This is a genomic window from Niallia yueguangensis, assembly GCF_052663115.1.
In genome coordinates this window covers 19,696-43,421 of record NZ_JBQTCX010000004.1, presented here as the reverse complement: position 1 = coordinate 43,421, position 23,726 = coordinate 19,696, and the positions used below count along the sequence as shown (strand labels likewise).

Below are 23,726 nucleotides of genomic sequence, written 5' to 3'. Positions count from 1 at the left end.
CATAATTGCTTGAGTCTGAAAACATCCTTTTGGTTGATGACGAAAAAGGAATTCTAACATTACTGGAAATAACTTTGAAGAAGGAACGGTTTGATAATATTACCTGCTGTATGACAGGTCAAGAAACATTGGAATTAGTCAAACAAAATACATACGACTTAATTTTGTTAGATGTTATGCTTCCTGATTTTAATGGATTTGACCTTTGTAGAGAAATACGGAAGCATACGAATACACCCATTATTTTCATTACATCCTGTTCCACAGATTTTGATAAATTAACTGGCTTTGGAATCGGAGGGGATGATTATATCACTAAACCTTTTAACCCTCTTGAAGTAATCGCGAGAGTGAAAGCATTGCTAAGAAGAAAGAATATGTATGAGTCATCATCAGACGTAGCTACAGAGGATGGAAAAGAGTATAATTTTGGACGCTTTTCATTAAAACCTGATGATGCTCTGCTTATAGTAAATAATGAAAAAATTGAGTGTACAGCAAAGGAATTAGATCTTCTACAGTTCTTCTGCAGGAATCCAAATCGCATTTATACTACATCTCAAATTTACGAGCATGTATGGGGGAATCAGGGATATGGGGTAGAAAAAACAGTCACAATCCATATCTCAAAGATAAGAAAAAAATTAGGCGATGATCCAAAATGTCCTAAAATCATCTTGAACTTAAGAGGTATTGGGTATAAATTTATTCCTCCATCTATGGAGGAAGCATGAAAATAAAATTTCGTTTTAGCGCTCATTTTATCATCGGATTATTTATATGGATCATTGGCATGGGTCTCACCGCTATGTTAACTATTGACGTCATCTTTCCATCGATTGGGGTCATTGAAGAAAACAAAGGATATGACCTTTTAGTATTAATGGTGTTTCTCTTAAACATTACTTTATGCAGCATGCTTTTTGCTTGGTATTTCGGCAGCCCCTTATGGTTTATGATGTCTTGGATACAACTACTGACCCAAGGTAAATACGAAGCACCTTTTAACAAAAGTAAAATTTATACGAGAAAAGGTAAGTTACGCAAGCCTTATCGACTTTATGAAGAAGTAATCATCAATATTCATTCCTTAGCTGAACATCTAAAGCAGGCGGAACAAGAGCGAATGAAAATGGAGGAACTAAAAAAAGACTGGATGGCAGGAATTTCCCATGATCTAAAAACGCCTTTGACATACATTACTGGATATTCAGCTTTATTGCTAAATAAAGAGTACGTATGGACAGAAGAAGAAAAAAACACCTTTATTAAAACGATCGCACAAAAAGGTGAACACATGGAAGCCCTTATTCAAGACCTTAATCTTTCCTTTCAGATAAATAGTGTTCAATCTCCTTTACCGCTAAACTTGAGTAAAACAAACATTGTTGAATTCATCCAAAACTTGATTGCTGATATTGGAAATGACCCGAAAGCTTTCGAATATAATCTAAGTTTCCATTCAGATGAAAAAATAATCAAAAGTGAATTTGATGCACAATTAATGTATCGTGCTTTGCAGAATCTACTGATTAATGCCATCATTCACAATCCTTCAGGAACAAGCATCCATGTGGAGATAGTGAATGAAAAGGACAGATTTGTTACAATCACAATCTCTGATGATGGAGTTGGAATGGATCAAGATACGATAGACAACCTCTTCAAGAAATATTACCGAGGCACTGCCACTAATTCCTCCGATTTAGGAACTGGTTTAGGGATGGCAATTGTCAAGAATTTAATTTTAGCACATGGTGGCCATATCAAAGTTAATAGCGAATTATCTTTAGGAACAAAGATTAACATTACCTTGCCACATACACATTGTAATAATTAAAAAATGAATACTAATTTATCATTCATATAAATTCATCTAGAAAATTAGCCATAGAATAACCATGACTAATTTTCTAGACTTAAGAGGATGGTATCCTGTTTAGCAACTCGACATTTCTCGACTAATTCCATATATAATCCATCTTAATATGGTCTCCACTTTAATTCACTTGCTTTCGCAAATCTTTGTTCTACATCCTTCCAGTTGACAATATTCCACCAATTATTAATATAATCTGCTCTATTATTTTTATATTGCAGATAATATGCATGTTCCCAAACATCCAGCACTAATAAAGGAATCGTATCCCATTGTGTAAGCAGATTATGTCTTTCTGATTGAAGAATCTCTAAATGGCGTGCCCGCGGCGACCACACAAGGATTGCCCAGCCTACTCCTTCCACCGCTTTGGCCGCCTCCGTAAAATGTTGTTTAAAAGCTTCAAAACTGCCAAAATATTTTCTTATTTCTTCTAATAAAGCACCACTCGGCTTCCCTCCGCCTTTTGGACTCATATTATTCCAAAAAATAGTGTGTAAATAATGACCAGAACCGTGAAATGAAAGTTCTCGAGACCAATGTTTTACCAGTTCATAATTCCCAGCTTTTCTTGCTTCTGCTAATTTTAATTCTGCTTTATTTAATCCGTCGACATACGATTGATGATGTTTCGTATGATGCAGCTCCATAATTTCTTTTTGAATATAAGGTTCTAACGCATTATAGGCATACGGCAATTTTGGTAAAACATGCTGCCCTGCTTTTACAATCGGCTCATTCATATAAATGCTTCCTAAATTCTGCCGATTGGAAAAATAATGTTCCATCTTATCATGAAGTTCTTCTGCTTCATGTTGTATTTTAATCAACTCTTCTGTATCAAGCGGTTTCCGCTGCATATTATCCATTAAACTAGAAAATTTATCAAGTTTTTTCCATATATTCTCTTCTTTTTGAACTTGTTCTGATTCTAATAATTTCTTTAAATGTTCATTCCACACTAACACTTCTTTTACATAATCATTGTAGCTGCTCAATCTTTTCACACCTCATTTCAACAGTACTCTTCCTTAAATGATATGATGAAACGTACAAGAACATGTTATTTTTGTATGGAAAAGGGGACGGAGCTACGCCTACTTTATGGAAGGAAACAAGTAATCATGCTTTGTAATTAGTTTTTATCCTATATATAGCACCGCCTTTATTTGATTAGTATTTGCCTATTCTAGTTAGATAGTGCGGACGAGAGGTTAAGTCCCAATGTCATCAATCTAAACTTCAAAAAACAGGAAAATAAGCAACTAAATAGGAAATAAGGGTTTCCTTTCTGTTCTCCGAGGCTTACCGCTCGCTTTCCACGGGGGACACCTCTCCAAACAAATGAGGTATTTCTTTTAAATAAAGGGTATCCCATAAATAGGATCATAAATACTGAAAAAAATCAATGGATGGATATCCACGATCAAATAGGAAAAGATCCTTATTTGATTGGAACTTTTTAAAACCCTCCAACAATCGAATGGCGACGGAACGCTCACTATCATTACAATTTGTAATTAGGGCTTTCACAATTAGATTATTTTCGATATCATAAATACAGGATGCCATTGTACGGGCAAGTTCTACAGACGAGCCTTTCGCAACCCCAAAGGCATCCTTTAACCTTTTCGAATTGTTCATTTCAAGAATAGACGTATCAATCCAATTATTGTGGTGTTTTCGAAAAATCAAGTATCTTTATGCTTAAATTCTAACTATTTCATGACATTTTTAAAGTTTGCAATTTATGAATTTAAGTTGATGACATTGGGTTAAGTCCCCAGGTAAGTTTTATATAAAACTAGCATGAATCCCTATTTACAACCTGAATATATTTATAAATTCTTAAAAAGTCTGTTATTGTACTTTAACTAAAAAATTTGTGTTAAAATAATGAGCAAAGGAGGTAATACTTAATGAATAACGATTTAAAAGAAATCTTACGTTCAGTTTTAAAAGAAGAGTTGGAACCGATAAATAAACGTCTTGATGGATATGAACAACGTTTTGATGGATTTGAACAACGTTTCGATACTTTGTCAGAAGAAATAAAAGAACTTAAAGATGGACAAGCACGACTTCAGAAAAACATTATTGAAAGTCTTGGTCAATACACGGAGAAAATTGCTGAGCACGTTGATAATAAAACGGAAGCACTAAATAAAAGAGTTTATGCTTGTTAAACAGACATTCAACGATTAACTAGCAAATTCATTTGATTGGAATCAAGTATAGCACTTTCTCTTAATATAGGAATATCCGTTCTTTTTATCATTGTATTTCTTTCACCTCTCTCCTCCATTTATCATTCACAAACTATTTCTTCGCACTTTTCATCCCCCTATTCTTATTGTAAAAAAATAAAAGCATGAATTCTTATAGGAATCCACGCTAAAAACTTATTTTTCCCGTCTCGGAACCGGCTGATAAAAAGTTACTTACCTTTTATCAGCCATACCATTTTTACCAACTATTCTTCTATTTTTTGCTGAAATGTTTCAAAAAACAAATCGGCTTCTTCTTGGTTAAATTCTTCTTCTTTATCAGCGAGCGGCGGCAGTTCTGCTAAATCCTTTAAACCAAAGTGATCTAGAAATTCTTTTGTTGTTCCATATAATATCGCTCTTCCTGCCCCTTCTGCTCTGCCTACTTCTTTAATCAGCGCTTTAGCAGCTAAAGTATGAAGAGGCTTTTCTGTTTTTACGCCTCTCACTTCCTCTATTTCTGCTCGAGCTATTGGCTGTTTGTATGCAATAATTGCCAATGTTTCTAATGCTGCTTGTGACAACGTGGATGCATGTGGAGACTCTACCAACTTTTTCAAATAGTTGGAATGCTCTTTTTTTGTTGCCAATTGATACGTCCCGGCAATTTCAATAATCGTAATCCCACGATTTTGATTATCGTTATAATCGTCTTTTAGCTGCTGCAGAATTTGCTCTGCTTCGCCGCTTTCTATTGATAATACATGGGTTAATTGCTTTACAGTAATACCTTCATCTCCAGCCGCAAACATTAAGCTTTCAATGATTCCTTTCCATTTGTTAACCTTCAATTCTTGCTTCAACTTCCTTTCCAATAACAAAAATATTTGCAAAATTATGTTCTTGTTCTACAAATATTTGCTGACGTTTCATTAATTCTAAAATTGCTAGAAATGTAACCACAATATGTGTTTTATCATGGATGGGAAAAAGTTCTTCAAAGGATGTTCTTCCTTTTTTATTTCGTACTAACTTTAAGATGTCATCCATTCTATTTTCAATCGGTATTTCTTGTCGAGTAATTTTTGTTGTTAACGGTGCTTGGAGTTTTTTTCTTTTTATTAGCTTTTGAAAAGCAGCTAACATATCATATAATGTAACATCCAATTCCTTTTTGGAAGCTTCTTCGATTTCTGCCGCAAAGTCCGATAGGTCACTAGGAGGCTTTGTAAAGATTAAACCACGTTCTTGCTCCATTGCTTTTAAACCGCCGGCAACTTCTTTAAATTTTCGATACTCCACTAATCTTTCAATTAATTCATCTCTCGAGTCTTCTTCCGGTTCCATTAATATATCTTCATCTAATAATTCTTCATCATGTTTCGGCAATAACATTTTACTTTTAATTGCGAGCAAAGTTGCTGCCATCACAAGAAATTCACTGGCAATGTCGAGCTCCAGCTCTGTCATTGCATGAATATAATCTAAATACTGTTCAGTAATCTCCGCTACATTTATATCATATATATCTATTTCCAATTTATTGATTAAATGAAGAAGCAAGTCTAAAGGTCCTTCAAAACTATCAATTTTCACATTATACTGCATTTATCTCACCAAAATCCTAATAGAATAACAATAATGCTTGCCAAAAGTTTGCAGTTTTATACTTTGCCTACCTCTGAACTATGATAGTACTAGTATAGATGATTTAAAACCGTTATCCAACAGAAAAATCATCCAAACAGATTGGAAAACAAATATTTTACTGTACACCGAGCATTTTTTTGTATAATATAACCGTTAAAGTTGAATCTTAGCATGATTGATCATTTTCGATCACATGTTTAAGTACGTATTCAAAAAGGTGGACAAAAAGATCCGAGAAATTCAAGGAAGTGAAGCTTTAAGCACCACAGCGAATGCCATTAATATAATTCGACAGCTATTTATCCCGGACTTTTTGGACAACCTATTAAAAAAATAGGCTGTTTTCGTATAGATTGTTGCTTTTAAACCCGCAGCCTGAATACACTTCGTCCGTTTAGCGAGCGTCGAGCCTCCTCGTCGCATACGCTCCTGTGGGGTCTCGTCTTTCTCGCATTCCCACAGGAGTCTACGTGTATTCAGTCTGCTGAGTACTTCTTCTCCTATTTTTTTACGAAAAAAAAACAAAAAACTTTGAGAAAACAGCCAAAAAGTATTACAAAAAGAAAGTGTGGAAAGTATGTATTCAAAACCGTATATCCTTTTTTTAGTCCATTTTCATGCAGACCGTGATTACTTTGAATGTCACGAAATACTAGAAGAATATTGGAAAAAAGTTGATGCAAACAACAAAGAATCCATATGGGTTGCATTCATTTTATTAGCAGTTTCTTGTTATCATCATCGAAGAGAAAATTTTGCTGGAGCAATCAAAACGATAAAAAAAAGTTATTCCCTTTTTAAACAAAATAAACACCAACTTCCTTCATATGGTCTCGATACAGTTCTATTATTCTCTTTACTTGAAAGTAATCAGACAAATATAGAGAACTTACTTTCTTATAAATCGTTTATTCTTCCTATCGATGATGCTGAATTAGAAAAGCAATGCCAAAAATATTGTGAACAAATGGGATTAATATGGAAAAACAATAACTTAGCTGCTGATGATATCATTCACCGTCACCTGACAAGAGATCGCAGTATCGTCATACAAGAAAGAGAAGCAGCGATTATGGCTAGAATGCATCATAAATAGCCAGTATCCTTGTATAATTTGGTTGAGTAAAACGACTTTTATATTCACCCCAAAAAACCATCTCATTAATGGCTGTCTTTTCTGTTTTTCAAAAAAGACAAACAACGAGATGGTTTTTAAAATAAATATATACAATTTCTAAAGTCGGAAAGGATGTCTAGCTTCAGAGTCTTCCAAAACGATTGTGCTTTCTTATCCATATCTTTTTAAACGATATCTTGACATTTGGATAAAAAAGAGATAATTAAATCATTTGCTTCAATGTTTTTATCTGGATACATCCCTTTAATTCCTTGGACCATGGACTTCCCTACTCCTTGGAGTCGATGTGACGGATTAACGGAAATATGCTGAATTCGAATTGTATTTTCCTCTACAAAGACGATTCCGATTAAACCGATAATATCTTCATCCTCTTTCCATAATAAAAGCTGCCATTTTTCGTTTATTTCATACTCTTTCATCGTTTGCTGCAGTACTTTTAAATCTTTTTCAGCTGGCATAAAGGAAAGAAGTCCCATAGCAATTTTTTCAAATGATTTCTTATATCGAATGATCATGTATATCCCTCATTATTATTAAAACATATTTACTTATTATTTTTCCCATCTTCCAAAATTCTCAAACTAGGTAAAGCATAATATAGTAGATAATATCTTGCTTTGACGAATGATGTTATATCATTTATCATACAGAAATTATTCTTATACTTCAATGATAATGTTAGAAGCAATTATTTTCAATATATTCCCACAACTTATAATACCATCTATTTCCTATCTCACTGTACTCGCGGTAACATGTTTTGCTCTCTATATAAGTATGCAATTAAAACGAAATAAGCTACTTTTTTCTATTGTCCAATTTTTCTTTAAAAAAATACACTTAATTTATGTAGGTTGTTTTAAGTAAAGGCTGTTTTCGTATAGATTGTTGCTGTTAAACTCGCAGCCTGAATACACTCGCTTTCCGTGGGCGAGCGTCGAGCCTCCTCGTCGCATACGCTCCTGTGGGGTCTCGTCTTTCTTGCATTCCCACAGGAGTCTACGTGTATTCAGTCTGCTGAGTACTTCTTCTCCCATTTTTTTACGTAAAAAACAACAAACTTTGAGAAAATAGCCTAAGTAAAAAACTAAGTGCAGTTCATGCACTTAGTTAAAGTGTTGAAAAAGTATAATTTAGAAACTTTTCAGGCTGATTAGTTTTTTATTGTCGCCGTTTCCTTTAAAGGCAAATCTAATTTTATTAAATCTTCATAAGATTCTCTTTTTACAACAAGGGTTGCTTTTTTATTTTCTACAAATACAACAGGCGGTCTTGGAATTCTATTATAATTATTTGCCATAGAATAGCCGTATGCTCCAGTACAAAATACAGCTAAGACATCTTCATCACTTGCTTTTGGCAATGGAAGATCCCAAATAAGCATATCGCCTGATTCACAGCATTTCCCTGCTATAGATACGACCTCATCCGTTTTATGCAGGGGCTTATTTGCTAATACCGCTTCATATTTAGCCTGATATAAGGAAGGACGTAAATTATCTGTCATCCCACCGTCAATTGCTAAATAATTACGAACGTTTGGAACTTCTTTACGAGAGCCAATTTTATAAAGGGTCGTTCCTGCATCACCAACCAAGGATCTGCCTGGCTCAATCCAAATCTCTGGCATATTCATTTGATGTGCTGCTACTTGATTTTGTACTTCATGGATAATCTCTTTCACATATTCTTCCGGTTGAATCGGTTGATCTTCACTAGTATAGCGAATCCCAAATCCACCGCCAAGATTTAACACTTTCGTTTCAAAACCATGGTTTTGCTGCCATAATTTCAAATGATCAATAATTTTTTTCGCGGCAAGCACAAAGCCTGTTGTTTCAAAAATTTGTGAACCAATATGACAATGCAATCCTAGTACGTCAAGCCATTGCGAATCGATTCCTTTTAGTAAAGCTTCTTCTGCTTGACCATTTTGAAGGTCAAAACCAAATTTAGAATCTGCTTGACCTGTTAATATATAATCATGAGTATGCGCCTCAATACCTGGTGTCACACGCAATAAAATATTCATTTTCACTTGTTTCATTTCACATAATTCATGGAGTAATTGCAACTCATAAAAATTATCAACTACAATGCAGCCAATCTGATGATCAATTGCCATCAGCAATTCTTCGCGGCTTTTATTATTTCCATGAAAATGAATACGCTCAACTGGAAATTTTGCAGCAAGAGCAGTATATAATTCTCCACCTGAAACAACATCCAGTGATAATCCTTCTTCCTCAGCAAGCTGAACCATTGCAATCGTTGAAAAAGCTTTGCTTGCGTATGCTACTTGTGCAGTAACACCCATATTATCAAAAGTTTGTTTAAACCCTCTTGCTCTTTCACGAATTAACGCAACATCATACACATACACAGGAGTTCCAAATTTTTCGACTAATTGTAATGTATCCACCCCGCCGATTTCTAAATGACCTAATTCATTTACTGTAGACGTCCCATAATAATGCATCTTTTCCCCTCTATTCTCTATATTATATAAATTAGTAATCCCATATACTATCAATAGATGAAGGGATACTCCTATTTTTTTCATACAAGCTATAGCTAATTAATTAAAGACAGCTACCCATTTAGAGAGCTGTCTTTTCGTTTCATTATCATTAACAGCCCACTTAATTAAACAAATGTACCATAAAAAACTATATTTCTCAATCCTCTTTTTACCTCTTATTTTTAAAGAATGAGAAGTTTCCGCTTACTATAACAAACTCATTCGCTTGGCTGCTTATAGCGATTCTGCGGATGCAGATGACTAGGTCTTATTGTACTGCCAGGAACCGTTCTACGTAGCATAATTTGTGCTAATGCCCTTGGATAAAAAGGAATAAATGGCCATAGATACGGTACATTTAATGTACGAATACGGATTAATAACAAAAGATATAAGGTACATCCGATAAGGAAACCTGGGGTATGGAATATCGAAACCACTATTAATAATAGTAATCGAACTATTTTATTGGCAATTCCTAGTTCATAACTTGGTGTTGCAAAGTTTCCAATTGCTGCTACCGAAACATATAGGATAACTTCTGGTACAAACAAACCGACATCAATAGCTATTTGCCCTATCAATACGGCTGCTATTAGCCCCATTGCCGTTGATAATGGAGTTGGCGTATGAATCGCAGCAATTCTTAAGAATTCCAACCCGAGATCCGCAATAAACAACTGCACAACAATTGGGATATTTGTCCGCTCATTTGGGCCAATAAACGCTAATTTTTCAGGCAATAAAGAAGGTTCTAGTGTAACTAAAAACCATAATGGCAAAAAAAACAAAGATGCTATGACACCTATAAAACGAACCCATCGAATAAACGTTCCTACTACAGGTGCTTGTCGATACTCTTCGGCATGCTGCAAGTGATGAAAAAAAGTTGCCGGTGTAATAATAACACTTGGTGATGTATCGACATAAATAATGACATGTCCTTCTAGTATATGCGTTGCGGCTACATCTGCTCTTTCTGTATATCTTACTAAAGGATAGGGATTGCCGCCTTGTTGCAGGAGAAATTCTTCAATCGATTTATCTGCCATCGTAAGGCCATCTGTTTTAATCGCATTTAATTCTTTTTTGATTATTTCGATTAAATCAGGATCTGCAACATCTTCTAAATACCCGATGGCAATATCCGTTTTCGATCGTTCCCCTACTTTCATAATTTCAAATCGCAATCTTTCATCACGAATTCTTCTTCTTGTAATCGCAGTATTAATGATAATATTTTCGACAAAACCGTCTCTCGAACCTCTTACTACTTTTTCCGTATCTGGTTCTTGCGGTGATCTTCCTGGATAACTTCTAACATCAATAGCAAGACCTATTCCATAACCATTTACAACAATAACAATTAGACCAGAAAGAACTTGGTCTACAAGTTCATCCATTGTCTTGATTGGTTGAACAGACTGATGAACAAGTTGATTTTCCACCACTTCAAAAATATTGCTGCCTTGCAGTGTTCTATCAGTATCGTTAAGAAAAAGCAGATGTTCTAATAATTCCGCGATTAAAATACTATCACATAAACCATTTACATAATATAATTGAATTTCTTTATTTAAAACGGTCAGTTTTCGTACACCTAAATCAAAGCTTGTTCCTAAACCGACACGATCTTTCATATATTGTTCAATTGAATTGATATTATCATATATCGGGATCATATTGTTTTTTTGCTTTTCCATGATAAAAACCACTTCTTTCTAATATATATTCTACTGCTATTTTTGTTATTGGAGCACCTTTGTCATATGCATCTTTTTTGCCCATTTTTCCAATATCCCCAATGCCAACAACTAACGGTAAATCTAACTCATCTAGGTTATATACGGTATCTCCATTTAAACGGCCTATTTCATATTCTGGTACCCCATATTTATCTACGCCATATGGAGTTAATTCACCATCTTGATCGATGCTAACATCAATTCTCGTCCATTCTTCTCTTCTTGATTTGCTTGCAACAGCAATCACACCAAGTATTTCCACCTCTTCATGTGCTGCTATGTATCTTAATATCGTTTCTCCTGCTCCTTCTCCTATAAATCCACTATCATCAACCATCACTAATACTGGATCGTTTTTTGCTTTTTTGATGCTGTTGATCACTTCAGGGCCTGTATGATTACTTGGATTGCCAAAAGTCATACAACTTCCACCTACTTCTGTTGCTACAACTTCTACAGCACGTCTTGCATATTCATCACCATCTGTAATTAATATTACTTTTCTCCTTTTTTCCATTTTATTTATTTCCTTTCTTTTTTGAATACCTATGAAATAAAGAACATCCAATGAAACAAGGAGCCAAAGATTTTACCAAATACAATGGCCATCATTAGCATTAATAAACGATCATCCATTCCAATCCTTTTTGCTAATAAAGGGAAAACATTTAGTACTTCTGTTAATGCAGCTGCTATCATTCCAACATAAATTCCTTCTGCTATTCCCATAAAAATAAGCAGCGCTGATGGCAAAGAAAAGGTCGGTTCACTTAAAAAAGCGAATGTTCCACATACAGCACCAAAAACAACAGACCATTCATATGCATAAATTTTACTTCCTGTTTTCGTTAATTGTGTTAGGCGTGGAATAATGCCAAAAACGGTTAAAAAAGCAACATACCCAGCACCTACTGTTGTCCCCCATGCCAAAGCGATAAAAATAATCAGCAGGATATTAATGATCATCTAGATCTTTCATACTTTCTTTATTTTCATGCATAATGACGTACTGATCTAATGACTGTTGATAATTAAACACTTCCACCTCTAACGGGCTCGGCTCCTCATTTAAACGCTTTTTAAAAACATGATTAAAAAAGATAATCATGCCTAATCCTAATCCAATCGAATATGGAATTTGAAATAGAAGTGGTTTTTCGACTTCTTTCCCTGTTATCAACCTATATAGGCGCTGATGCACATATTGCATGCTTACATCTTCATGAAAGTTCATAATCGTTAATGCAGAACCAACAAATAAAAACAACCACACTAATAGAAACAAGGGTGTCGACACTCTTTTTTTCTTGTACACTACTTCAATAATCGTTTGGGCTGGACCAATCAGTTGAATTTCAATATCTTCGCTTATCGTTCGTATCTTCCTAATAAGCTGTGTACTATCAATAATGATAATATTTCGGTCTTTTTCAGAAATCTCATAAATACAGACATCTTTAAGGCTGTTGATCAAGGTATCAGTAGCGACTAATTGTGCGAGATCCTTTAACAATACTTGATCATGTAACTTCTTCTGAATGCGATGCCTCATGCGTATATAAATAATCTCCCCCATCGTTACCCCTTCCTATCACATTGTTTTACCTTTAAAGGTAGTATTTGTTTATATTGCAAAATATATAATGAACTATTCTATGGAAATTTTTCCAAACGCAAAAAAGCAAATGGATGACTAATCCATTTGCTCCCTCATCTGCTTCAATATCTTCTTCTCCAGCCGTGAAACCTGCACTTGAGAAATGCCAAGCCTTTCTGCAACTTCTGACTGTGTTTGGTCCTTATAGTACCTTAAATAAACAATAAGGCGTTCTCTTTCATCTAATTCTCTTATAGCCTCTTGCAAAGCAATTTTATCAAACCATTTCCCTTCTTCGCCATCATCGATCTGGTCTAAAAGGGTTATAGGATCTCCATCGTTTTCATAAACTGTTTCATGAATAGAGGAAGGTGTTCTGGATGCTTCTTGTGCAAGCACAATATCTTCTGGAGGTAGCTTTAAGTATTCTGATAGTTCTCCTACAGTTGGTGTTCTTCCGAATTGTTTAGAAAGCTCATCTTTTGCTTTCCGGATTTTATTGCTTAATTCTTTTAACGACCTGCTTACTTTCACTGTTCCATCGTCGCGAATAAAACGCTGAATCTCGCCAATTATCATAGGAACAGCATAAGTGGAAAATTTCACATCATAACTTAAATCAAATTTATCGACGGACTTTAACAAACCGATACAGCCGATTTGAAATAAGTCGTCAGGATCATAGCCTCTATTAAGAAACCTTTGGACTACAGACCATACAAGGCGCATATTTTTCTGAACAATCGTATCTCTTGCAGTTTGATCTCCATCTTGGCTTTTTTTAATTAATTCTTTCACTTCATGATCCTTTAAATACGGTTCTTTTTTGTCTTTTTTTACCTCCACATCCATAGACGATTCTCCTTAATTGCTTAGCATTTTGCTCTTAATTAAATGCTTGCGCAGACGGATCTCAGTTCCATTCTCAGGGCTTGACTGCACTTCAATTTCATCCATAAAGTTTTCCATAATGGTAAAGCCCATTCCGGATCTTTCTAATTCAGGTTTTGTTGTAAACAACGGTTGTCTCGCTTCCTCTACATCTAGGATTCCTTTGCCGTCATCTCTTATTATTAAGTCAGCGTATGAGTCATTAAGAATAACAGAAATATAAACAATTCCATTTGGATCGTTTTCATATCCATGAATAATACTGTTTGTAACAGCTTCGGAAACGACTGTTTTAATTTCTGTTAATTCATCCATCGTTGGATCTAATTGCGTAATAAATGCTGCAACCGTTACACGGGCAAACGATTCATTTTGGCTTATCGCACTAAATTGAAGATGCATCTCATTTTTCATGTTATGCTACCCCCAATCGTTGAAGGGCAAATTCCTCATTCATTTCGAGTCTCATAATTTTAAACATTCCTGACAAATCAAACAGCCTTTGTACACTTGGAGAAATAGCACAAATCACCATCTCTCCGCCTAATTGTTTAATTTGTTTATACCTGCCTAATATAACACCTAGACCAGAACTATCCATAAACGAAAGATTTTCTAAATTAAGCACTATATGACGAATATCATAATGTTCAATCGCATTCGTTGCTTTTGAGCGCAACTCTTCTGCGTAATGATGATCTAATTCCCCAGATAAACGAATACAAAGGACATTATTTTTCACTTCTAGATCAATACTCAGACTCACTATCCATAACCTCCTCATTTGGTTTAGTGAGTCAATTCTAGGCTGTTCCTTTCAATTCCTTCATGAAAGACAAAACTAGTGGTAATTCGCTAAAATAAGTAAAAATGATCATTCCTTCGACAAAAGCCGCTTCCGCTTTTCTTTGATCTAGCTCCAGCGTCTAGCCCCTGTGAAAGATAACCTCTTGTCTCTAAAAGTAAAAAACACTTTTTGAGTCAAGAGAACATTTTTCTTCGGGGCTGCCCAAGCCGCTTCCGCTTTTCTTTGATCTAGCTCCAGCGTCTAGCCCCTGTGAAAGATAACCTCTTGTCTCTAAAAGTAAAAAACACTTTTTGAGTCAAGAGAACATTTTTTTTCGGGGCTGCCCAAGCCGCTTCCGCTTTTCTTTTTAATTTGTTTTCGTGAACATTCCAGTAGCTCGTTTAAATAACTGCCACCAATTGGCTTCCTTAATATCTTTTTGAGCGACTAATGAACTTTCTACTAATATTTTGCCGTCTTTCGTAAACTTAATGGTTCCAATTTGCTGCCCTTTTTCAATAGGTGCTTTTAACTTTTTATTCATTGTTATTTCTTTGTTCACTTTGTCAACTTGTTCACCTTTTTTTGTCAGAAGAGAAATCGATTCACTCGTTACAGCAGTTACATGTTTTTGTTCACCTTTGCTTACCTTTACTTTTCCAATTGGCTCATTTCGTTTATACATAGGATGTGTTTCATATTGACTAAACGCATAATCCAGCATTTTTGTTACTTGTGCATTGCGTTCTTTTGAGGTTGGAGCACCAAAAACAACGGCAATTACACGCATGCCATTTTTTTCAGCAGTTGCCGTTAAACAGTACTTCGCTTCATTTGTAAAGCCTGTTTTTAATCCATCGACACCTGGATAAAATTTCACCAGTCGATTTGTGTTAACAAGCCAAAACTTTTTATCACTATTTTCTCGTAAATACGCTTCATATGTACCAGTGAATTTTGTAATATCTTCGTATTTAAGAAGTTCTTTCGCCATAATAGCCATATCATGTGCTGTACTATAATGATCTTCTATCGGCAAACCGGTTGTATTTTTAAACATTGTATTTTTCAACCCTAATTCTTTAGCTTTCGTATTCATCATTTCGACAAATGCTTCTTCTGAACCGGCAAGTCTTTCTGCCATTGCTACAGCAGCATCGTTGCCTGACCCAATGGCAATGCCTTTTAACATTTGCTCTGTTGTCATTTCTTCTCCAGGTTCTAAAAAGATTTGCGAGCCGCCCATTGAGGCTGCATATTCACTTGTTCGTATCTTTTCATCCATCTTAAGCTTTCCTTCATCAAGTGCTTCCATAATTAAAAGCATAGTCATTACCTTTGTCATACTTGCAGGAGGAAGTTTTTCGTTGCTGTTTTTTTCGTACAAAGTGGTTCCTGTATCTCTATCAATTAAGATCGCTGACTTCACATTTTCTACTAACTCACTTTTTTTTTCAGCTGCTAATGTTGGTGATGTCAGTGTTAAAGCAAATAAAAGCGTTGTTAATGCCATTGATATGATGCGTTTCATTTCTATGACCCTCCATTCTATATGACTCCATTTTTTCCAAAGGAGGATTTTTTATACAATCAACTATTGAATATTTTTTAGACAGCTTTTTAATCTGTTCCATCACTTATAATTCTAATTAAGTAGTAAAAATTGGTTTTCCCTTCGCAGCTAAAAGGAATATACTAATGGAAGGAGGGAAAGAACAGTCAAAGGTAGTTTATAAAAGTTCATAAAAACTTCTTATTTTATTATAAACATTATTTTTATAATAAAACTAAGAGGTGATATAAATGAGATATTATTTAATAAGTGTATTTGCTGAATGGATAGGAAAAATAACACAAACATTAAGAAATTGGGAAAAACAAAATACTTTCAAACCATATTATGTGATAGAAGGGTATTGTACAATTATTTCGCAACAAAAAGATGATAAAGAAGTTGATGGAAAGTGATTCTTGCAAAGAAAATAAGGATAAAACCAACGAAAGAACAGGAACATCAGCTTTGGAAATCAGCAGGAACAGCTCGCTGGGCGTATAACTGGACATTAGGGAAACAAGAAGAAAACTATAAGAACGGTAGTAAATTTTTATCTGATGAAACCCTGCGTAAAGAATTGACTGTTTTAAAACAAACGGAAGAATATGCTTGGTTGTATGATGTATCAAATAATATCACAAAACAAGCGATCAAAGATGCTTGTGATGCGTATAAGAAATTCTTTAAAAATCAAGCAGAGAAACCACGTTTTAAAAGCAGGAAGAAATCAAAACCGTCTTTTTATAATGATAACGTAAAACTCAAAGTTAAAAAGGATGAAGTCTTGATTGAAAAAGTTGGTTGGATTAAAACGTCTGAACTTTTGCCAATAGGTGTAAAGTACTTCAACCCAAGAATCAGTTTTAATGGTAAGTACTGGTATTTGTCTGTTGGAATGGAAAAAGGAATACAATCAACGGAATTAACAAATGTTTCACTTGGAATTGATGTTGGTGTGAAAGAATTAGCAATATGTTCAGATGGTAGAAAGTTTAAAAACATAAACAAAACAAATGTAGTAAAAAAGGCAGAGAAACGCCTTCGCAGGTTGCAGCGTCAAGTTTCTCGAAAATATCAAATGAACAAGGAGGGAGACCGTTTCGTCAAAACCAGCAACATTATAAAAATCGAAAGGAAAGTGCGGAACCTATATAGAAGATTATCGAATATCAGAACCAATTATCTTCATCAAACGACAAACGATATTGTGAAAACCAAACCATATCGAATTGTAATGGAAACCTTAAACATCAAAGGAATGATGAAGAATAAGCATTTATCAGAAGCGATTGCCAAACAAGGATTATACGAATTCAAACGGCAAATCCAGTATAAGTGTGAGAAGCATGGGATTGAATTTGTGGAGGCTGATAAATGGTATCCATCTTCTAAAATGTGTTCATGTTGTGGGACTGTTAAAAAGAATCTAAAGCTATCTGACCGATTATATCAATGTGATTGTGGTCTTGTAGTGGATAGGGATTTGAACGCTTCTATCAACTTATCACATTATCAATTAGCAAATTAACACCAAAACGTTAACTGCTAATATGTAGGATTCGTTGTATCCGAATTTACGCCCTCGGAGTGTTATATCAAACGAAAGTAGCTTCGGCAAAATCGGACACGAAAAACAGGGAAATAAACAAACTTTATAGATTTTTATAAGGTTTTGGCAACGGAGAAAAGATGATTATTATTAAAACACCTGAACAAATAAAAAAAATGAAAAAAGCTGGCGAAATATTGGCTGATTGCCATAAAGAAATAGCAGCAATAATCAAACCTGGCGTAACAACCGAAGCGATTAATGCGTTTGCAGAAAACTATATTCTTAAAAGAGGAGCAATTCCTGAACAAAAAGGATATCATGGTTATCCTTTTGCAACATGTGCATCTGTTAATGATGTTATTTGTCACGGATTTCCTAATAAAACCCCATTAAAAAATGGCGATATTGTGACCATTGATATGGTTGTCAATTTAGATGGCTGGCTCGCTGATTCCGCATGGTCTTATGCTGTCGGCACCATTTCTGAAGATGCAAAAAAATTATTAGAAACAACGGAGGCTGCTCTTTACAAAGGAATTGAGCAGGCTGTAGTAGGAAATCGAGTGGGAGATATTTCTCATGCTATTCAAACATTTGCTGAATCTCAAGGTTTTTCAGTAGTCCGTGATTTTGTAGGTCATGCGATTGGGAAAAATATGCATGAAGAACCGCAAATCCCACACTTCGGACCACCTAACTTTGGAAAAAGATTAAAAGAAGGGATGGTCATTACGATTGAACCAATGCTTAATATCGGTATGTATCATGCTAAAGTTGACTTAGATGGCTGGACAGCAAGAACTGTTGACGGGAGTCTATCTGCACAGTATGAACACACATTAGCTATCACTGCAAATGGGCCTGAAATATTAACTAAACAGTAATTTTTATTTTTGATTATTCTAAAGCGAGGAATAGTATTTTTTCTCGCTTTTTTATAGAAAAGGGGTCGGAGCTGCGTGATTTAGATGGAAATAAACACGATTCTGTCCTCATTACTTTGTTTTTTATTCGTATGAATAATGTGCTTTTTTCGCTCGCGCCGCCTTAATTAGGTTTTCTAAAATTGAAGGAGACGACATATATACGATTGCATAAACAATTTATTTTGAAAAATGACTTAAAATCAAAAAAATTGTATAGTAAAAGAGAACGGTGAAAAAGTTAAAAAAGAGGGGTATTTTATGGGTCGAAAAGAAAGGTTAAAAATGAAAGATGTTCAACTAGAGCATCTAGAACAATACAACCAATTACTTCGATATGTTTTTCAAGTAACAAATCATGATCTACAAAAAATCGGTTGGGAAGAACGAGAAATAATATTGGCGAAATCACCAGTATTAGAACAAGCAGATGTAATCGGTTGGTTTGATGGCGATAAATTAGTATCTCAGCTTTCCGTTTATCCTTTTCAAGTAAGAATATTTAATAATACATACGACATGGGCGGTGTAACAGGTGTCGGCACATTCCCAGAGTATTCAAACTTAGGATTAATGGACAAATTGTTGCGGAAAGCACTTGCCAACATGCGGGAAAAGAAACAATCCATCAGTTATCTTTTTCCATACTCTATACCTTATTATCGCCGAAAAGGGTGGGAAATTATTTCAGATAAAATGACCTTTGAAGTAAAAGACTATCAATTGCCGAAAATGAAGCAAGTTTCAGGAGAAGTGGAACGTGTTTCTACTGAAGACAAAATACTCAAAACTGTTTATGAACGATTTACATCACAAACCCATGGAGCCATGCTTAGAAATGATTTAGCATGGGATGAATATTGGCGCTGGGATTTTGAAGATCTTACTGCAGCTGTATATTACAGTGAAGACAGACAGCCAGATGGATATGTTCTTTATTGGATTGCGGATGAAATATTTCATATTAAAGAAATGGTATTTGTTAATGAAGAAGCAAGGATTGGACTATGGAATTTTATTAGTGCCCACTTTTCGATGGTATCACAAGTTGTCGGCAATACATTCACAGATGAGCCACTTGCTTTTCTATTGGAAGATGCTGACATCAAAGAAACGATTTCTCCTTATTATATGGCTCGTATTGTGGATCTGGAGCAGTTTATTTCTCAATATCCTTTTAAACCGCAAAGAATGGACCGAAAATTAACTTTTACATTAGATGATCCGTTGCTGGCATGGAACCAAGGTACTTTCACTCTTTATATATCTAAAGATGGACAAGGAAAATTAGTACGTGATGGCAGTCAAAGCGAATTAAAGCTGGATATTCAAACGATAACAACGATGCTTCTTAGTTACAAAAGCCCAGACTATCTTTATAAAATTGGACGACTTTCCTGCAGTCTGGAAACGGTTGAGCTCCTTGAAGATATTATTGAACAGCAAACTCCTTATTTTTCTGATTATTTTTAAGTGTATTTTAGATAAAAGATTTGGCAAATCCATTTGCTATTTATCGGATTCAATTAAACGTGCCAACTTCATCTAAAATTCATCGTAAAACAGAAGAGTTGTACGATTTTTATAGGTATCATACAACTCTTCTGAAATTTTATTTTGTTATTACTTCATGTATTAATACAGGTGCTTCTACCCGATCGCTGCTAATTTTTATATGCTTATAAAGCCTCTTTTTGACATCTTCTATATCTTCTGAATTACTATATATGGTGACAAGTGATTCACCTGCTTCTATTTGATCGCCGATTTTTTTACGGAGAACTAAGCCGACAGCTAAATCAATTTCTGATTCTTTTGTTGCTCGCCCTGCACCAAGCAACATTGCAGCAGTTCCAATGCTGTCTGCTGTTATTTCAGCCACATATCCAGCTTCCTTAGCAGGCAGTTCAGATATATACTTGCTTTGCGGCAGTTTATCTGGTTGGTCTACAACTGAATCATCTCCACCTTGCGAACGTAAAAACAGTTTAAACGTTTCAAGTGCTTTGCCATTGGCAATTGCTTCTTCCAGCATTTTTCTAGCATGTTCAATACTGTCCGCTTTTTCTGCTAGATAGACCATATGACTTCCAAGGGTTAAGCATAGCTCTGTTAAATCTTTTGGACCATTGCCTGTTAATGTATCGATTGCCTCTTTTACTTCTAATGCGTTGCCAACCGCAAATCCCAGCGGCTGGCTCATATCAGAAATAACAGCCATCGTTTTTCTGCCGACATTATTGCCTATCCGTACCATTGCTTCTGCTAACTCTCTTGAATCTTCTAATGTTTTCATAAATGCACCAGCGCCTGTTTTAACATCCAAACAAATAGCATCTGCACCTGCAGCAATTTTTTTGCTCATAATGCTGCTTGCAATTAAAGGAATATTATTAACCGTTGCTGTTACATCTCTTAAAGCATATAATTTTTTGTCCGCAGGCGTTAAATTCCCACTTTGGCCAATGACTGCAACTTTATTTTTATTCACAAGCTGAATAAACGCTTCTTTATCTATTTCGACATGAAATCCTTGAACTGATTCTAATTTATCAATGGTTCCACCAGTGTGCCCCAATCCTCGGCCGGACATTTTTGCCACTGGAACACCAAGTGATGCTACTAATGGCCCTAATACTAAAGTAGTAGTGTCGCCAACTCCACCTGTAGAATGCTTATCTACTTTTATTCCTTCTATTTCCGATAAATCAATGACATCACCGGAATGTACCATAGACATCGTTAAATCTGCACATTCCCTTTCTGTCATTCCCTGAAAAAAAACAGCCATCGTAAAGGCACTCATCTGATAATCTGGAATGGAGCCATCTGTATATCCGTTAATGATAAAAGAAATTTCTTCTTCCGTTAGTTCGAATCCATCTCTTTTTTTCTCGATTAAGTCAACCATTCGCATTTTCATAATTAGTATCCCCTTTGCGATATATTAGCCAATTTGTTTAATAAGTTCTTTTACATACAGAAGAAAATCATTTTTTACTTTTTCCGTTGTTTCGATTACTTCTTCATGATTTAGCGGTTGATCCAAAATGCCAGCTGCCATATTCGAAATACAAGATATTCCTAGCACCTTCATTCCCGCATGTCTTGCCACGATTACTTCCGGAACCGTTGACATCCCAACAGCATCACCGCCAAGTGTTCTTATCATGCGAACTTCAGCTGGTGTTTCATAAGAAGGACCTGTGTTGCCGACATATACTCCTTCTTGAATCGTCAATCCAATTTTAGTCGCTATTTCTCTAGCTGTTTTTCGTAATTCTTTGCAATACGCTTCTGACATATCAGGGAAACGTACGCCTAAGTTAGCATCATTCGGACCAATCAATGGATTGGTCCCCATATTATTTATGTGATCAGAAATTAGCATTAAATTTCCTGGCAAATATGTTTCATTCACTCCACCTGCTGCATTCGTAACAATTAATGTTTCTACCCCAAGTTCTTTCATTACACGAACAGGAAAAGTTACTTTATCAAAAGAATATCCTTCATAAAAATGAAAACGTCCTTGCATCGCTACAACATCAATGCCAAAAATACTGCCAAATACTAATTGACCAGCATGTCCTTCAACTGTACTTACAGGAAATTCAGGTATATCACTATATGGAATTTTCACAGCTTGATCAATTTCGTCAGCTAAAACGCCTAATCCAGATCCTAAAATAAGTCCGATTTTTGGTGAAACATTGTTGTTTTTCTTTAAAAAATCTGCAGCTTGTTTAATCTTTGTATAGTTCATATTATACTCTCCCCTACTTTAACTCATCTAAAAAGCTTTTTCCGTACTTTGGCAATGTGACATGAAAATTATCAGCAACTGTTGCACCAATATCGGCAAATGTTTCTCTTAGCGGCAGCTCGTTTCCAGCAGCCATCTTTTTGTTATACACTAATAAAGGTACATATTCTCGTGTATGATCTGTTCCGTGATGTACAGGGTCATTGCCATGATCGGCGGTAATAATTAATAAATCATCCTTAGTTAATAGTTCCAATACTTCCGGCAATCTTGCATCAAACTCTTCTAACGCTTTCCCATATCCGATTGGATCTCTGCGATGGCCATAAAGAGCATCAAAATCTACTAAGTTTAAAAAGCTTAGACCAGTAAAATCCATATTTAGTGTTTCTATTAATTTATCTATTCCATCCATATTGCTGACTGTTCTTAAAGACTTTGTAACACCTTCTCCATCATAAATATCCGAAATTTTCCCGATGGCAATGCAATCTAATTCGTTATCTTTTAATTCATTCATCACAGTCCGTTCAAATGGCTTTAAAGCATAGTCATGACGATTGGCTGTTCGTTTAAAGTTTCCTGGTTCTCCAACAAATGGCCTTGCAATAATTCTTCCAACCATATATTTTTCATCCAAGGTTAATTCTCTTGCCAACTCACAAATTTTATACAGTTCCTCTAATGGCACAATTTCTTCATGAGCAGCAATTTGTAACACAGAATCTGCTGAAGTATATACGATAAGAGCACCCGTTTTCATATGCTCTTCCCCTAACTCATCGAGAATTTCTGTTCCGCTCGCCGGTTTATTTCCGATAATTTTTCGACCTGTTTTTTCTTCTATTGTTTGCAATAGCTCATCTGGAAATCCATCTGGAAACACTTTAAATGGTGTGGCAATATGCAGACCCATAATCTCCCAATGACCTGTCATCGTGTCTTTGCCGTTAGAAGCTTCCTGCATTTTTGAATAATAAGCAAGTGGCTTTTCCGCCTTTTTTATCCCTTTTATTTCTTCAATATTACTTAATCCTAATTTACCTATATTCGGCATCAGAAGTCCATTCATTTTTTCTGCAATATGCCCCAACGTATGTGAACCGACATCCCCAAATTTTTCAGCATCCGGCGCTTCGCCAATACCAACTGAATCCATAACAATAAGAAATATTCTTTTATATGTATATGAAGACATGTTCCTTCCTCCTTCATAAAGAAATAATCAAACTATTTTACCCATAATTTAATATATTTAATCTTAAAAATTATATCATAATCGTTAGAAGTCTGACATCTTTTATCTTTCTTTTTTTGTGGAAAAGAGAACGAACATTCGTCTTCATTCTACTGTACTAACTCTAGCGTAACAAAAAATCAAAAGTTAAACGCTGGTTTCTGGTTCTTTTTTTAACGTTTCACAATTTGTATTGAAAATTGTAAGTTCTAGAAGTATCATATATATATATTCAAACATTTGAATATGTATATGATACTTCCTAATTATTTAAA

At 35.1% G+C, this 23,726-nt stretch carries 25 protein-coding genes; 8 read left to right on the top strand and 17 right to left on the bottom strand.

Going from position 1 to position 23,726, the window contains the following annotated elements:
• The first annotated feature begins 5 nt into the window (after positions 1 to 5).
• Both ACTYA4_RS05060 and ACTYA4_RS05055 read left to right on the top strand, forming a co-directional pair.
• Positions 6 to 734, top strand: a complete 729-nt coding sequence (locus tag ACTYA4_RS05060; protein WP_443480021.1) for a response regulator transcription factor — start codon at positions 6 to 8, stop codon at positions 732 to 734.
• Entirely contained in the window at positions 731 to 1,840 is a 1,110-nt protein-coding gene (locus ACTYA4_RS05055) for a sensor histidine kinase (RefSeq protein ID WP_445505571.1), read from the top strand. The genes ACTYA4_RS05060 and ACTYA4_RS05055 overlap by 4 nt, the downstream gene beginning before the upstream one ends.
• 143 nt (positions 1,841 to 1,983) lie before the next feature.
• On the opposite strand, the gene ACTYA4_RS05050 is transcribed toward ACTYA4_RS05055, so the two are convergent.
• Together ACTYA4_RS05050 and ACTYA4_RS05045 are read right to left on the bottom strand one after the other, a co-directional pair.
• Positions 1,984 to 2,877, bottom strand: a complete 894-nt coding sequence (locus tag ACTYA4_RS05050; protein ID WP_443480023.1) for a superoxide dismutase — start codon at positions 2,875 to 2,877, stop codon at positions 1,984 to 1,986.
• A gap of 388 nt (positions 2,878 to 3,265) precedes the next feature.
• Positions 3,266 to 3,574: a transposase gene (locus tag ACTYA4_RS05045; RefSeq protein ID WP_443480024.1), complete on the bottom strand. Its 309-nt coding sequence runs from the start codon at positions 3,572 to 3,574 to the stop codon at positions 3,266 to 3,268.
• A gap of 224 nt (positions 3,575 to 3,798) precedes the next feature.
• Between ACTYA4_RS05045 and ACTYA4_RS05040 the strand changes: the two genes are divergently transcribed.
• Complete coding sequence (locus ACTYA4_RS05040; protein WP_443480025.1) at positions 3,799 to 4,065, top strand: hypothetical protein; 267 nt, start codon at positions 3,799 to 3,801, stop codon at positions 4,063 to 4,065.
• Positions 4,066 to 4,352: 287 nt separating this feature from the next.
• On the opposite strand, the gene scpB is transcribed toward ACTYA4_RS05040, so the two are convergent.
• A complete protein-coding gene (scpB, locus tag ACTYA4_RS05035) occupies positions 4,353 to 4,937 on the bottom strand; it encodes an SMC-Scp complex subunit ScpB (protein ID WP_443480026.1) in 585 nt (194 codons plus the stop codon).
• Positions 4,927 to 5,694 carry a segregation/condensation protein A gene (locus ACTYA4_RS05030; protein ID WP_443480027.1) on the bottom strand — a complete coding sequence of 256 codons (768 nt, stop codon included), beginning with the start codon at positions 5,692 to 5,694 and terminating at the stop codon, positions 4,927 to 4,929. Before ACTYA4_RS05030 ends, scpB begins: the two co-directional genes overlap by 11 nt.
• A gap of 619 nt (positions 5,695 to 6,313) precedes the next feature.
• Here ACTYA4_RS05030 and ACTYA4_RS05025 point away from each other — a divergent pair.
• Positions 6,314 to 6,832 (top strand): DUF309 domain-containing protein, encoded by a 519-nt coding sequence (locus ACTYA4_RS05025; RefSeq protein ID WP_443480028.1) that lies wholly within the window; start codon positions 6,314 to 6,316, stop codon positions 6,830 to 6,832.
• A 206-nt stretch (positions 6,833 to 7,038) separates the two neighbouring features.
• Here the strand turns inward: ACTYA4_RS05025 and ACTYA4_RS05020 are convergent, their stop codons facing one another.
• From ACTYA4_RS05020 to ACTYA4_RS04975, 10 genes are all read right to left on the bottom strand, one after another.
• Complete coding sequence (locus ACTYA4_RS05020; RefSeq protein ID WP_443480029.1) at positions 7,039 to 7,392, bottom strand: GNAT family N-acetyltransferase; 354 nt, start codon at positions 7,390 to 7,392, stop codon at positions 7,039 to 7,041.
• A gap of 638 nt (positions 7,393 to 8,030) precedes the next feature.
• A complete protein-coding gene (lysA, locus tag ACTYA4_RS05015; RefSeq protein WP_443480030.1) occupies positions 8,031 to 9,356 on the bottom strand; it encodes a diaminopimelate decarboxylase in 1,326 nt (441 codons plus the stop codon).
• Between the two features lie 260 nt (positions 9,357 to 9,616).
• Positions 9,617 to 11,101 carry a spore germination protein gene (locus ACTYA4_RS05010; protein WP_443480031.1) on the bottom strand — a complete coding sequence of 495 codons (1,485 nt, stop codon included), beginning with the start codon at positions 11,099 to 11,101 and terminating at the stop codon, positions 9,617 to 9,619.
• A complete protein-coding gene (gene spoVAEA / locus ACTYA4_RS05005) occupies positions 11,064 to 11,660 on the bottom strand; it encodes a stage V sporulation protein SpoVABEA (protein WP_443480032.1) in 597 nt (198 codons plus the stop codon). Before spoVAEA ends, ACTYA4_RS05010 begins: the two co-directional genes overlap by 38 nt.
• A 29-nt stretch (positions 11,661 to 11,689) precedes the next feature.
• On the bottom strand, positions 11,690 to 12,109 hold the full coding sequence (locus ACTYA4_RS05000; RefSeq protein WP_443480033.1) for a stage V sporulation protein AB: 420 nt from the start codon (positions 12,107 to 12,109) through the stop codon (positions 11,690 to 11,692).
• The gene (locus ACTYA4_RS04995) at positions 12,099 to 12,719 is read right to left on the bottom strand and encodes a stage V sporulation protein AA (protein ID WP_443480034.1); all 621 of its coding nucleotides are present in this window, start codon (positions 12,717 to 12,719) and stop codon (positions 12,099 to 12,101) included. The genes ACTYA4_RS05000 and ACTYA4_RS04995 overlap by 11 nt, the downstream gene beginning before the upstream one ends.
• Positions 12,720 to 12,836: 117 nt before the next feature.
• The gene (gene sigF, locus ACTYA4_RS04990) at positions 12,837 to 13,592 is read right to left on the bottom strand and encodes an RNA polymerase sporulation sigma factor SigF (protein ID WP_443480035.1); all 756 of its coding nucleotides are present in this window, start codon (positions 13,590 to 13,592) and stop codon (positions 12,837 to 12,839) included.
• Between the two features lie 12 nt (positions 13,593 to 13,604).
• Entirely contained in the window at positions 13,605 to 14,045 is a 441-nt protein-coding gene (gene spoIIAB, locus ACTYA4_RS04985; RefSeq protein WP_443480036.1) for an anti-sigma F factor, read from the bottom strand.
• A 1-nt stretch (position 14,046) separates the two neighbouring features.
• Positions 14,047 to 14,397, bottom strand: coding sequence for an anti-sigma F factor antagonist (spoIIAA, locus tag ACTYA4_RS04980; protein WP_443480037.1), 351 nt, complete (start codon positions 14,395 to 14,397; stop codon positions 14,047 to 14,049).
• A gap of 388 nt (positions 14,398 to 14,785) precedes the next feature.
• Complete coding sequence (locus tag ACTYA4_RS04975) at positions 14,786 to 15,949, bottom strand: D-alanyl-D-alanine carboxypeptidase family protein (protein ID WP_443480038.1); 1,164 nt, start codon at positions 15,947 to 15,949, stop codon at positions 14,786 to 14,788.
• A 272-nt stretch (positions 15,950 to 16,221) separates the two neighbouring features.
• Between ACTYA4_RS04975 and ACTYA4_RS04970 the strand changes: the two genes are divergently transcribed.
• The 4 genes from ACTYA4_RS04970 to ACTYA4_RS04955 all read left to right on the top strand — a co-directional run bounded on the left by ACTYA4_RS04970 (position 16,222) and on the right by ACTYA4_RS04955 (position 19,921).
• A complete protein-coding gene (locus ACTYA4_RS04970; RefSeq protein WP_443480039.1) occupies positions 16,222 to 16,386 on the top strand; it encodes a MerR family transcriptional regulator in 165 nt (54 codons plus the stop codon).
• Positions 16,383 to 17,501 (top strand): RNA-guided endonuclease InsQ/TnpB family protein, encoded by a 1,119-nt coding sequence (locus ACTYA4_RS04965; RefSeq protein WP_443480040.1) that lies wholly within the window; start codon positions 16,383 to 16,385, stop codon positions 17,499 to 17,501. The genes ACTYA4_RS04970 and ACTYA4_RS04965 overlap by 4 nt, the downstream gene beginning before the upstream one ends.
• A gap of 161 nt (positions 17,502 to 17,662) precedes the next feature.
• Positions 17,663 to 18,409, top strand: coding sequence for a type I methionyl aminopeptidase (map, locus tag ACTYA4_RS04960; protein WP_443480041.1), 747 nt, complete (start codon positions 17,663 to 17,665; stop codon positions 18,407 to 18,409).
• Positions 18,410 to 18,709: 300 nt separating this feature from the next.
• Entirely contained in the window at positions 18,710 to 19,921 is a 1,212-nt protein-coding gene (locus tag ACTYA4_RS04955) for a GNAT family N-acetyltransferase (protein ID WP_443480042.1), read from the top strand.
• Between the two features lie 139 nt (positions 19,922 to 20,060).
• Here ACTYA4_RS04955 and ACTYA4_RS04950 read toward each other — a convergent pair whose 3' ends face one another.
• From ACTYA4_RS04950 to deoB, 3 genes are read right to left on the bottom strand one after another with little or no spacing between them, the layout of a single operon-like run.
• Entirely contained in the window at positions 20,061 to 21,365 is a 1,305-nt protein-coding gene (locus ACTYA4_RS04950; protein ID WP_443480166.1) for a pyrimidine-nucleoside phosphorylase, read from the bottom strand.
• Between the two features lie 30 nt (positions 21,366 to 21,395).
• Positions 21,396 to 22,214, bottom strand: coding sequence for a purine-nucleoside phosphorylase (locus tag ACTYA4_RS04945; protein WP_443480043.1), 819 nt, complete (start codon positions 22,212 to 22,214; stop codon positions 21,396 to 21,398).
• A 13-nt stretch (positions 22,215 to 22,227) separates the two neighbouring features.
• Positions 22,228 to 23,412: a phosphopentomutase gene (gene deoB, locus ACTYA4_RS04940; protein ID WP_443480044.1), complete on the bottom strand. Its 1,185-nt coding sequence runs from the start codon at positions 23,410 to 23,412 to the stop codon at positions 22,228 to 22,230.
• Positions 23,413 to 23,726 lie beyond the last annotated feature (314 nt).

Excerpts from the sequence above, each read along its gene's own strand:
- ACTYA4_RS04945 (WP_443480043.1), bottom strand. The coding sequence starts at position 22,214 with ATGAACTATACAAAGATTAAACAAGCTGCAGATTTTTTAAAGAAAAAC.
- ACTYA4_RS04995 (WP_443480034.1), bottom strand. The coding sequence starts at position 12,719 with ATGGGGGAGATTATTTATATACGCATGAGGCATCGCATTCAGAAGAAG.
- ACTYA4_RS05020 (WP_443480029.1), bottom strand. The coding sequence starts at position 7,392 with ATGATCATTCGATATAAGAAATCATTTGAAAAAATTGCTATGGGACTT.
- ACTYA4_RS04950 (WP_443480166.1), bottom strand. The coding sequence starts at position 21,365 with ATGCGAATGGTTGACTTAATCGAGAAAAAAAGAGATGGATTCGAACTA.
- ACTYA4_RS04955 (WP_443480042.1), top strand. The coding sequence starts at position 18,710 with ATGGGTCGAAAAGAAAGGTTAAAAATGAAAGATGTTCAACTAGAGCAT.
- ACTYA4_RS05055 (WP_445505571.1), top strand. The coding sequence starts at position 731 with ATGAAAATAAAATTTCGTTTTAGCGCTCATTTTATCATCGGATTATTT.
- ACTYA4_RS04975 (WP_443480038.1), bottom strand. The coding sequence starts at position 15,949 with ATGAAACGCATCATATCAATGGCATTAACAACGCTTTTATTTGCTTTA.
- deoB (WP_443480044.1), bottom strand. The coding sequence starts at position 23,412 with ATGTCTTCATATACATATAAAAGAATATTTCTTATTGTTATGGATTCA.
- ACTYA4_RS05010 (WP_443480031.1), bottom strand. The coding sequence starts at position 11,101 with ATGGAAAAGCAAAAAAACAATATGATCCCGATATATGATAATATCAAT.
- lysA (WP_443480030.1), bottom strand. The coding sequence starts at position 9,356 with ATGCATTATTATGGGACGTCTACAGTAAATGAATTAGGTCATTTAGAA.
- ACTYA4_RS04970 (WP_443480039.1), top strand. The coding sequence starts at position 16,222 with ATGAGATATTATTTAATAAGTGTATTTGCTGAATGGATAGGAAAAATA.
- ACTYA4_RS05040 (WP_443480025.1), top strand. The coding sequence starts at position 3,799 with ATGAATAACGATTTAAAAGAAATCTTACGTTCAGTTTTAAAAGAAGAG.
- map (WP_443480041.1), top strand. The coding sequence starts at position 17,663 with ATGATTATTATTAAAACACCTGAACAAATAAAAAAAATGAAAAAAGCT.
- sigF (WP_443480035.1), bottom strand. The coding sequence starts at position 13,592 with ATGGATGTGGAGGTAAAAAAAGACAAAAAAGAACCGTATTTAAAGGAT.
- spoIIAB (WP_443480036.1), bottom strand. The coding sequence starts at position 14,045 with ATGAAAAATGAGATGCATCTTCAATTTAGTGCGATAAGCCAAAATGAA.
- ACTYA4_RS05030 (WP_443480027.1), bottom strand. The coding sequence starts at position 5,694 with ATGCAGTATAATGTGAAAATTGATAGTTTTGAAGGACCTTTAGACTTG.
- ACTYA4_RS05000 (WP_443480033.1), bottom strand. The coding sequence starts at position 12,109 with ATGATCATTAATATCCTGCTGATTATTTTTATCGCTTTGGCATGGGGG.
- ACTYA4_RS05025 (WP_443480028.1), top strand. The coding sequence starts at position 6,314 with ATGTATTCAAAACCGTATATCCTTTTTTTAGTCCATTTTCATGCAGAC.
- spoVAEA (WP_443480032.1), bottom strand. The coding sequence starts at position 11,660 with ATGGAAAAAAGGAGAAAAGTAATATTAATTACAGATGGTGATGAATAT.